General features: G+C 42.4%; 8 protein-coding genes. All 8 read left to right on the top strand.

The window, feature by feature from the left end:
* Positions 1-328: 328 nt before the first annotated feature.
* On the top strand, positions 329-1,276 hold the full coding sequence (locus P2G54_RS16190; protein ID WP_275872604.1) for a glycosyltransferase family 2 protein: 948 nt from the start codon (positions 329-331) through the stop codon (positions 1,274-1,276).
* A complete protein-coding gene (locus P2G54_RS16185) occupies positions 1,273-2,445 on the top strand; it encodes a glycosyltransferase (RefSeq protein ID WP_275872603.1) in 1,173 nt (390 codons plus the stop codon). The genes P2G54_RS16190 and P2G54_RS16185 overlap by 4 nt, the downstream gene beginning before the upstream one ends.
* 43 nt (positions 2,446-2,488) lie before the next feature.
* Positions 2,489-3,631: a glycosyltransferase gene (locus P2G54_RS16180; RefSeq protein WP_275872602.1), complete on the top strand. Its 1,143-nt coding sequence runs from the start codon at positions 2,489-2,491 to the stop codon at positions 3,629-3,631.
* Positions 3,632-3,792: 161 nt separating this feature from the next.
* Positions 3,793-4,185 (top strand): four helix bundle protein, encoded by a 393-nt coding sequence (locus P2G54_RS16175; protein WP_275872601.1) that lies wholly within the window; start codon positions 3,793-3,795, stop codon positions 4,183-4,185.
* 91 nt (positions 4,186-4,276) lie between these two features.
* A complete protein-coding gene (locus P2G54_RS16170; RefSeq protein WP_275872600.1) occupies positions 4,277-5,515 on the top strand; it encodes a hypothetical protein in 1,239 nt (412 codons plus the stop codon).
* Between the two features lie 226 nt (positions 5,516-5,741).
* Positions 5,742-6,128, top strand: a complete 387-nt coding sequence (locus tag P2G54_RS16165; protein ID WP_275872599.1) for a four helix bundle protein — start codon at positions 5,742-5,744, stop codon at positions 6,126-6,128.
* Between the two features lie 280 nt (positions 6,129-6,408).
* A complete protein-coding gene (locus tag P2G54_RS16160; RefSeq protein WP_275872598.1) occupies positions 6,409-7,422 on the top strand; it encodes a glycosyltransferase in 1,014 nt (337 codons plus the stop codon).
* Positions 7,423-10,110: 2,688 nt separating this feature from the next.
* Positions 10,111-10,437, top strand: coding sequence for a YegP family protein (locus P2G54_RS16155; RefSeq protein WP_275872624.1), 327 nt, complete (start codon positions 10,111-10,113; stop codon positions 10,435-10,437).
* Positions 10,438-10,681: the final 244 nt, after the last annotated feature.

Genomic DNA, 10,681 nt, shown 5'->3' with positions numbered 1-10,681 from the left:
AGTATCAAGATCAATCTGGCGACGAAGCAATCTTTCTATAGGACTGATTAACTGCTTCAAAGGTGAAATTCTATTGTAAGACTGCCACGCTTCGCAGGCTACACTCGCAGTGACGTTGTTCGTCATTGCGAGGGTTTTGAATTGGATTTTGTGAGGCAATAAAGAGCTTTTGAAACCCGAAGCAATCTTTCATATTGACTTACAAATTGCCTCTTTGACGAAATTCTCTTTGAGACTGCCACGCTTCGCAGGCTACGCTCGCAGTGACGAAACCCACAACATACAACCTACAGACCAATTCATAATTCATAATTCATAATTAAAAATTGTGTTCTCAGTAATCATCCCTCTCTACAACAAAGCCCCCTATATCCTAAGAGCCTTGGATTCGGTCTTTGCGCAGACCTATTCAGACTTTGAGGTAATAGTCGTAGATGATGGTTCCACCGATGGAGGAGAGGAGCTGGTGAGGGAGAAGATTGGAGACAAGGTTCAGCTCATTACCCAAGAAAATGCCGGGGTATCTTCTGCCAGAAACAAGGGGATAGCCTTGGCTTCCCATCCCTATATCGCATTTTTGGATGCGGATGATTATTGGCATCCCTCTTATCTGGAGTATGTCAAAAAGGTAATCGATCAAAACCCGGATGCGATTTTAATTGGAGCGCATTATACTTTTGAGGATTTCAAACCCATATCAGAGCTCTCTTTTAGACCTGTCTGGAATTACTTTCAAGAAGCAATAGTCAATACACTTTTTTTTACCTCAGCCACTGTTTTGAAGCGTAGTTTTTTTGAAACTAACCCAGGCTTTGACCCTTCCATTAAATTGGGGGAGGATTTGGATCTTTGGTTTCAGGTCATGCTCCAATCTCCCCAGGCCTTTTACATCGAAAATTCTCTGGTCCATTACGCTCAGGAGGACGGAACTTCAGCCATTCAAAAAAACTACCTGCTAGAGGAAAGCCTGATCCCCAAAATTCTCCAGGATCCTAGCTATCAATTTGGAGATTCTGTACCTGATGGAATCTATAAAGACTTCAGGGTTTTTGGGACCAAATGGGTTTTATTTAACCTCTTTCCCTTTTATAGAAAACCTCAAAATAAAGATGCCCTTCGGAAGATAATTCCCTTACTAGGAAGGGATTATTTCTTGCTTTCTTGTTTTTATAGGCTCCCTTTTTTTATCCTAAAGTCGGTTTTTTCTTCCAAGAAATTGTCATGGCTTTTTAGAAGTTATATGAAATTCTGTTTCCGCTATATCTATAGAAAATGAAGGTGGCTCGCATCGTATCCGAACTGGATTTTGGGGGAGTGGAAAAGGTTTTGGCTTATTCCTTACCCGCACTGCAGAAAATTCCTGAGCTGGAACTGACTGTGGTCGTATTGGGTAAGGGCGGTAAGGTAAGTGAGGAATTAGAAGCAGAGGGAATTCGGATTCGGATTCTGAATTTTAATCCAAGAATCCCCAATTTCAAGCTTTTGGGGAAACTCATCGCCTTATTGGCCGAACTCAAACCCGACGTAGTTCATACCCAAGGGGCAGAGGCCAATTTCCACGGTATTTGGGCAGCCAAGCTTACCAAGGTACCGAGAATAGTAGGGGAGGAGATAGGAATTCCCAATCATCATTCCTTTTGGAAATGGGTTTTTCGCTGGATCTATAAAATGGCTCATTTAATCATTGCAGTTGCAGGAAATGTAAAGCAAAAAATCCAGGAATTAGGGGAGGTTGAAGGAGAGAAGGTGGAGGTGGTTTATAATCCGGTTTGTTTTGAGGGAAAAGGGAAAAGGGAAAAGGGAATAGAGAATAGCTTGTCCCGAATACATCGGGAGAAAGAAGAGAAAAAAATGAAGTTCCGGGAAGAAGTGGAGAGAATAGAAAAAATAGATGAGTACTTTGTTTTTGTAACTACCTGTAGACTGGTACCGATAAAGAATTTAGACAGCTTGATTCAGGCTTTTGGGGCATTAGTTAAAGAGAATCCAGACAGAAAACTTTTGTTGAGGATTGTAGGTGACGGCCCTGAACGGGAGAATTTAGAATTCAGAATTCAGAATTTAGAATTAGGAAATCAGGTAGAGATGTTTGGGTTTCAATCAAATATTTGGCCTTTTTTGCAAGAATCTCATGCTTTTGTTCTTCCTTCTTTGAGCGAAGGATCACCGGTGGCGCTGGCAGAGGCAATGAGTGTAGGACTTCTCAGTATTGTAACCCAAGTGGGAGGGGCATCTGAAATTTTGGGCAGTTCCCAATCGGGTATATTAATCGACCCATTGAATACCCTTGAAATCCAGGGGGCCATGCAAAAAATCCTGGATCTCCCCAATCAAGAAAGACGGGCCATGGGCGAAAGGGCAAAAGAGGAGGCAAAACGATTTTCGGTTGAGAATTACATTTCTTCACTTTTAGATATTTATCGCACAAATTTGCCTTTGTCCTAATCCCTTAATCTCCAATCTCTCAATCTCTCAATCTCTTAACCCCTTGATCCGCATCCTACACTGCATAGAAACCATAGCCTCCGGTGGAGTGGAGCAAGTGCGCCTGAGTTTGGTGAGAGGACTTCCAAAGGAAACCTTTGAACATAAAATCATCTGTACCTGGAAGGGAGGTCCCATCGCAGAAGCTTTGGAAAGGGAAGGGGTGGAGCTGATCCCAATTGGAGGATTTAAGCATCCCTTTGAATGGAAGAAGCATAAGGCTGTTTTGGACATAATCAGGAAATACAAACCCCATATCATTCATGGAGCCATATTCGAGGGAATGAGTATGGCGGCAATTTCCGGATCACTGGGAAGAGTTCCCATCCGGATTTTAGAAGAAACCTCCTTGCCATTAGGTAGAAGTAAAAAATCCCTTTGGCTTCAAAAACTCTTTCTTTCCCTTTCGGATGCCATCATTGGGATTTCTCCGGAAGTGGGGAATTTCCTGAAAACTACCGCAGGTTTGCCTGTCCATAAAATCCATTTGATCAATAATGGGGTAGATATTCCAGCTCCGATAGACCCAAAGGACTTAAAATTGCTGAAGGAATCTTTAGGGATACAAGAGGGAGACTTGGTCCTAGGCTCTGTGGGTAGGTTGTATGACCAGGTCAAGAGATTTTCTGACTGCATCAAGGCAGTAAAACTATTAGACTCCTCAACTATCAAATTTTTGGTAATTGGTGACGGTCCAAATAGGCAGGAGTTAGTGAATTTGGTAAATGATCTGGGACTCTCGGATCAGGTTTTCTTTTTAGGATATCAGGCCATCCCTCATCCTTATTATAAAATCATGGATGTCTTTTGCATATCATCTGCACATGAAGGCTTTGGACTGGTAGCAGCAGAGGCCATGATGCATGGGCTACCGGTGATTGCGAGCAGGGTTGGTGGATTACAGGATGTAGTGCTGGATGGGGAAACGGGCTTTTTGGTGCCTCCCTACTCCCCGGAATCCATCGCTGAAAAAATCCAAGTTCTACTCAAGGATGTTTCCTTAAGAGAGAAAATGGGAGCCCAAGGAAAGCAAAGAGCCCTGGAGCATTACAGTGCTCAGCGGTATTGCAAAGATGTGGAAAGTTTATATTCAGAGTTGCTGGAATTAAAAGGAATTGGGAAAAGAGAATTGAGCCTTAGAGAATAAGTGAATGACTTGTCCCGATGCAATCGGGAGAGAAATTTGAGCTCCCAATCTCCCAATCTCTTAATCTCTTAATCTCTTAATCTCCCAATCTCTTAATCTCCCAATCTCCCAATCCCCCAATCCCTTTATCCCATTACCTTTGCATTAAAAATTTTTAAGCCATGGAGAGAGCTGATACTTTTGAAGATTTGATTTGCTGGCAAAAAGCTTATCAGTTAAAGAGGAATATTAAAAAAGTGGTTATATCTAATTTTCCCAGAAGAGAGGAATATGATCTAAAATCCCAGATTCTACGGGCATCAAGGTCTGTTACCGCAAATATTGCTGAAGGTTGGGGAAGATACCATTACCTTGATTCGAATAAGTTCTATTACAATTCCCGAGGTTCCCTTGCAGAAATTCTCGACCACCTCATTGAAGCTAGAGATGATAAATACATCAATGAAGAAACTTTTCTTGATCTTAGACAACAAGTACTTGAAGCTATAAAAGTCCTCAATGGTTTCATATTTTACCTCAAAAGAGAATACCTCAAATCGATCAAAAAGTCCTAATTTCCCAATCTCTCAGTCTCTTAATCTCCCAATCTCTTAATCTCTCAGTCTCTCAGTCTCTCAATCTCCCAATCCCTCCCCCTCCAATTCCGTGCTAGATATACTTGTTATCATCCCCCTCCTCATCGCCCTGGTCAATACCAATTCCAGTATGGCTAGGAAGTTTGGGCTGTCCAGGAAATTGGAACTGCACCTGCATTACCTATTGGCTTACCACTTATTTTTCAGTATTTTCTTTACCTGGTATATTCTGAATTATGGGGGGGACTCCCAAGGCTATTGGAGATTGGGAATGGAGCAGGCAGTGATTAAAGGAGAGGTCACTTGGATGTCCTATTTTGGGGATTCTACTTGGTTTATTTTATGGTTGTGTTATGTGCCCAGTAAGATTTTAGGCCTAAGCTATATCACCGGAAATATACTCTTTGGTTTTTTGGGCTTTATTGGGATTCGCTACATCTATGTGCTGGTGGCCGAACTTTTCCCGATGAATCATGAAATATTGGGTATTCCGCTTTTTCCAACGGTGTTTTATTTTCTCAATCTCCATTTTTGGACGGCCGGAGTAGGAAAGGATGCCATTTCTTTTTGGGGCATTGCCTGGTTTTTATTTGCCCTGCAAAAGTATCAAAGTCGTTGGTGGCAGGGGTTGATCGCCCTTTTCTTCGTCTATATGGCAAGGCCCCATATGGGGCAGGCGCTGTTGGGTGGTGCAGCCATGGCTATCATGTTGGGCTCTGAACTGAAAATTCATTTCAAGGTGCTTATGGGTGCTGCAGCTGCCGTTGGAACCTACCTTTTATTGGATTCTACCGCGGCCTTTTTGAAGGTAGAGGAATTGAGTTTGGAATCCTTGGCCCAGCTTTCGGAAACCACTGCAGGAAATTTGAGCAGGGGGAGAGTAGGGTCTGCCGTGGATATTTCTTCCTATTCCCTACCCATGCGACTTTTTACGTATATGTTTAGGCCACTTTTTATTGATGCGCACAACTTTGTGGCCTTGTTTTCATCCGTCGAAAACCTGGTTTATCTCTGGCTGAGTTTCTTTATCTATAGAAACTGGACCCCGGAAGCTTTACGCGATATGCCTCTTTTCCTGAAGGCGGGCATACTTACCTTTATTCCCGTAGCCCTGGCCTTTATGAATGCCCTCAGTAATCTGGGTGTGGTGATGCGCATGAAAAACATGACCATGATTTATTTCCTGCTCTTTTGTTTCTTTTTAATAGCATATAATAAGAAACTTAGGATCGCTAGAGTCCAGGAGAAATTGAGATATTATAAGGAAAGAGAGGAGTTGATTAGGAAAAAGAAGGAAGCACAGGTTTGAGTGATGATTAATAGGGATTAGTTAATAGTTAATAGGGATTAGTTAAATAGAGAATAACTTGTCCCGATGTAATCGGGAAAGAATAGATGATAAACTTAAGCTCCTAATCCCTAATCCCCGTTACCTAATCCCTAGTCCCCAATCCCTGTTCCCCAATCCCTGTTCCCTAATCTCCTAATCCCTAATCCCTAATCTCCCAATCCCTAATCCCCAATCCCTAAATCCAATGAAAGGAGAGACTTTTGAAGATTTAAAATGCTGGCAGTCTGCTTATCAGTTAAAAAGACGGATTAGGAATGAAGTGATTCCTTTTTTACCAAAGGAAGAGCGATTTGAACTTGCCTCCCAATTAATCAGAGCTTCCAGGTCAGCGACGGCAAATATTGCAGAAGGTTGGGGCAGATTTCATTATTTGGAAAGCAGGAAGTTTTATTTTAATTCCCGGGGATCCCAAGCTGAAATGATAGACCATTTAATTGAGGCTAAAGATTGTGGATATATTTCTCTCGAATTATTTAAAAGCCTTACTTCTACTATTGAGGAATCTATCAAAATCCTGAATGGATATATTCGTTATCTAAATTCTAAAATTGAAACCAAAGGGAATGGATAATAGAGAATAGTTAATAGGGAAAAGTTAAATAGGGATTAGTTAAATAGAGAATAACTTGTCTCGATGTAATCGGGAAAGAATAGATGATAAACTTAAGCTCCTAATCCCTAATCCCTAATCCCTAATCCCCAATCCCTGTTCCCTAATCCCCAATCCCTGTTCCCTAATCCCCAATCCCTGTTCCCTAATCCCTAATCCCCAATCCCCAATCCCTGTTCCCCCCTTGAAACCCAAAATTCTCTTTCTCTCAAAATACTCCCGAAACGGAGCCTCAAGCAGAATGAGGACTTTTCAATTTTTGCCTTTATGGGAGGAAAATGGAGTACAAACAAAAGTTTCTCCTTTTTTTTCAGAAAACTACCTGAATCAACTCTACGCAGCAAAACGCCCGGGTATTAGTACTGTTCTTGCTTCTTATCTAAGGCGGTTTGGAGTTTTGCTTACGGCGTTTCGATACGACCTCATCTGGATAGAAAAAGAGCTTTTTCCCTATCTTCCCCCTTGGGCGGAATACCTCCTGAATCGTTTTGGAAAGCCCTATGTGGTAGATTATGACGATGCCATTTTCCATAATTACGATCGCTCACCCAATTGGCTCCTGAGAAGCCTGCTGGCTAAAAAGATAGACAAGGTGATGAAATACTCGGCTCTGGTGCTGGCAGGAAATGAATACCTGGAAAGCCGGGCCTGGGTGGCAGGAGCAGGAGCTGTGGAGCTTTTGCCCACCGTGATAGATCCTGAAAAGTACAGAGTAAAAACCGAAAAAGGAGATAAGGTGACGCTGGGATGGATTGGTTCTCCCACCACCCTCAAGTACCTGGCTTCCCTGAAGAAGGTATTTGAGGAACTGGCAAAAAAGCATTCCTTCCGCCTGCTTGTGGTCAATGCCCCCGGAGTGAGGATGGAAGACATAAACTGCGATGTGACCTATATCCCCTGGACAGAGGCAGGAGAGGTGGACCTCATACAGCAAATGGATATAGGCATGATGCCCCTGGAAAACAACAAATGGGAGCGGGGGAAATGTGCCTACAAACTCATCCAATACATGGCCTGTGGACTTCCGGTCATCGCCTCACCGGTTGGGGTGAATGCCGAAGTAGTAGACCATGGGGTAAACGGGTACCTGGCCGATCACCAATCCGAATGGGTGTTTTATTTGTCCGAACTCATCAACAATCCCGGGCGCCGCAGGCAAATGGGAGTAAAGGGCAGAAGCTTGGTAGAAGAAAAATATACCCGTGAAAAGAACTTCCAAAAAATGAAAAGTCTGGTGGAGAAGCTACTGAAGTAATCCCACCCATTATCCAAAATAAAGAGAGGAGAATCGAATCGGTTCTCCTTTTTTATTTGCTCTATTTCAAGGAAACCTGACCACGAATTCAGCGAATTAAAAGAAAGCAGCTGTTCGACATTTGCAATGTCGAACAATATATCGTAGGATTTCCAATCCGATAGGTCGTCTCTGTCTTGCTGGCAATTCAATCCATTTCCAATCCCCAACCCTGCGCCAGCGCTGGTTCTGTATTCCATTCTATACCCCAGGGTTTCACCCTAGGCTATTCACAGTTCGACTCCTTCGGAGTCTTTTTGAAACAGATCACAAATTCATCGGAAGCAGCCAGCTGTTCGACATTTGCAATGTCGAACTACATATCGTAGGATTTCCAATCCGATATGCCGTCGTTGTCTTGCAGGCAATTCAATCCATTTCTAAACCCAAACCCTGCGCCAGCGCTGGTTCTGTATTCCATTCTATACCCCAGGGTTTCACCCTAGGCTATTCACAGTTCGACTCCTTCGGAGTCTTTTTGAAACAGATCACAAATTCATCGGAAGCAGCCAGCTGTTCGACATTTGCAATGTCGAACTACATATCGTAGGATTTCCAATCCGATAGGTCGTCTCTGTCTTGCTGGCGCCCTAATCCATTTCCAAACCCAAACCCTGCGCCAGCGCTATTGATTCTAAAAATTCTGGGGCTACCTTCTATCGCCCCTCTGGGGCTTTTTTTGGTTCCGTCTTGTGAATTGGAATTCAAGACCCATAATCCACAATCTCCAACCCAGTTCATCATTCCTCGTAAGGGACTCTGGCCCTTCGGGATTTTCGGTTTTTTCGAGCTTCGGAAAGCCTAAAAAACAAGATAGCGTATAACAAACCATCACTTATTTCCTGAGCAAAACCGTGACTCATTGGCCTGTGAAGCAGCCGGTGCTTGGACGCAGTCAAGAAGCGTTAAGAAAATCAGCTAGCTCAAAGCTTGCCTTTGAGATCCGCTGATTCCAGCTGTTCGACATTTGTAATGTCGAACCACTTATTGTAGGATTTCCAATCCGATATGCCGTCGTTGTCTTGCTGGCGACCTAATCCATTTCCAAACCCAAACCCTGCGCCAGCGCTATTGATTCTAAAAATTCTGGGACTACCTTCTATCGCCCCTCTGGGGCTTTTTGATTAGCAAAAAGCCAGTAGGCAGTAGAATGTGAGCAGTCAGTGATCACCCATAACTTATAACTTACAATGTGGAACCTGCAACTTACAACCCAAAACCTACAACCGATCTCGGAGACTGCCATGTCGGCTTACTGCCTCCTCGCAGTGACGAAAGCCATGAGCTTATACACTAGCGTAAAACAAACCATCCCTTATTTCCTAAACAAAACCGTGACTCATTGGCCTGTGAAGCAGGCGGTGCTTGTAGGCAGTCAAGAAGCGTTAAGAAAATCAGCTAGCTCAAAGCTTGCCTTTGAGATCCGCTGATTCCAGCTGTTCGACATTTGTAATGTCGAACCACTTATTGTAGGATTTCCAATCCGATATGCCGTCGTTGTCTTGCTGGCAATTCAATCCATTTCCAATCCCCAACCCTGCGCCAGCGCTATTGATTCTAAAAATTCTGGGGCTACCTTCTATCGCCCCTCTGGGGCTTTTTGATTAGCAAAAAGCCAGTAGGCAGTAGAATGTGAGCAGTCAGTGATCACCCATAACTTATAACTTACAATGTGGAACCTGCAACTTACAACCCAAAACCTACAACCGATCTCGGAGACTGCCATGTCGGCTTACTGCCTCCTCGCAGTGACGAAAGCCATGAGCTTATACACTAGCGTAAAACAAACCATCCCTTATTTCCTAAACAAAACCGTGACTCATTGGCCTGTGAAGCAGGCGGTGCTTGGACGCAGTCAAGAAGCGTTAAGAAAATCAGCTAGCTCAAAGCTTGCCTTTGAGATCCGCTGATTTTTAGCGATTTGACAAGAACAAGCAGGAATGCGCCAGAGGCCATTCCAGGCTGATTCAGGCCAAGAGTTTTTTGTTACTTTTTGACAGCAAAAAGTAAAATATCCAGAGGCGATGGTAGCTTTCCAGGTGGGTAGCTAAGGAGGTCAAGCATCCCCTTTTAAATAAACCACGAATTCAGCGAATTAAAAGAATAGCTTGTCCCGATGTAATCGAGAGGGAATAGGAGAAAGGGATTAGAGTTCAGGGATTAGGGATTAGAGAATAACTTGTACCGATGTAATCGGGAAGGTAGACCCAAACGTTTAACGCTTAAACGATTAACGCCTTAATCCATCAAATCCCCTTTTGATTATAGAAGATTTTAAAATTTAAAAAAACTACTCCAACTGGAAGAAAAGACCGGGGCCAAAAGCTTTTTGATTCCTTTTTGGCTTCAAAAAGGGATAAATAAAAAAGCGATTGGAGCTTTCCAGACAGGTAGCTAAGGAGATCAAGCATCCCCTTTTAAATAAACCACGAATTCAGCGAATTAAAAGAATAGCTTGTTCCGATGTAATCGGGAGAGAATAACTTGTTCCAATGGAATCAGGTAGGTAATATCCTCCCTCTTTCCCCAAAAAATACCCTATATAGGGTATTTTTTTATTCTTCAATTCCCTTTTCTTTATGGTCATCAATTAGTTAAGTGTTTTTAAAAATAATATTTTAAATAATTTATTAACTAAAATTTTTGAAGATGGCTAAATACACAGTTAAAAAGGCAACAAATGTTCAGTTTCGCTGGACCCTTAAAGCAGGAAATGGAGAAATCTTAATTACAAGTGAAACCTATGTTTCCAAGCAAAGCTGTTTGGCTGGAATTGCAAGCAGTAGAATAAGTGTTGCTGATTCGAATTTTAAAAGGTTAAACTCTGTCAGAAATGAACCCTATTTTAATCAAATAGCCAACAATTATCAGGTTTTAGGTGCAAGCGAAATGTATTCTTCTTCTTTTGCTAGGGACATGGGAATTGAAAGTGTTAAGAAAAACGCACCGATTGCTATAATTGAAGACTTGACCTAAACACTCAATCCATTGAAATAAATAAAGTCAAACTAAAAAGAGGTTGGAAAACCTTTGGGAGAATTTGCTGGACAAAAAAAAGGCCCCAAATAGTGGGGCCAATTCTTTTACCTGATTACGTTCCTTTTCAGAAAGAGGCTTGATCAGATCTAACAGTACAAATATAATGGGATTATTTAAATTTTTAAATGACAATTATTGTCTAACATTCTGATTTACAATAAGTATTAACAATTGAAATAGC

The sequence above is a fragment of the Algoriphagus sp. CAU 1675 genome (assembly GCF_029222925.1).
GTDB lineage: Bacteria > Bacteroidota > Bacteroidia > Cytophagales > Cyclobacteriaceae > Algoriphagus.
The sequence above is the reverse complement of the archived record's forward strand: the minus strand, read 5'-3'. Positions and strand labels throughout refer to the sequence as shown.

What these genes read in the sequence shown, in the direction of transcription:
- P2G54_RS16155 (WP_275872624.1), top strand. Translation starts at nt 10,111, where the DNA reads ATGGCTAAATACACAGTTAAAAAGGCAACAAATGTTCAGTTTCGCTGG.
- P2G54_RS16160 (WP_275872598.1), top strand. Translation starts at nt 6,409, where the DNA reads ATGAGGACTTTTCAATTTTTGCCTTTATGGGAGGAAAATGGAGTACAA.
- P2G54_RS16185 (WP_275872603.1), top strand. Translation starts at nt 1,273, where the DNA reads ATGAAGGTGGCTCGCATCGTATCCGAACTGGATTTTGGGGGAGTGGAA.
- P2G54_RS16165 (WP_275872599.1), top strand. Translation starts at nt 5,742, where the DNA reads ATGAAAGGAGAGACTTTTGAAGATTTAAAATGCTGGCAGTCTGCTTAT.
- P2G54_RS16175 (WP_275872601.1), top strand. Translation starts at nt 3,793, where the DNA reads ATGGAGAGAGCTGATACTTTTGAAGATTTGATTTGCTGGCAAAAAGCT.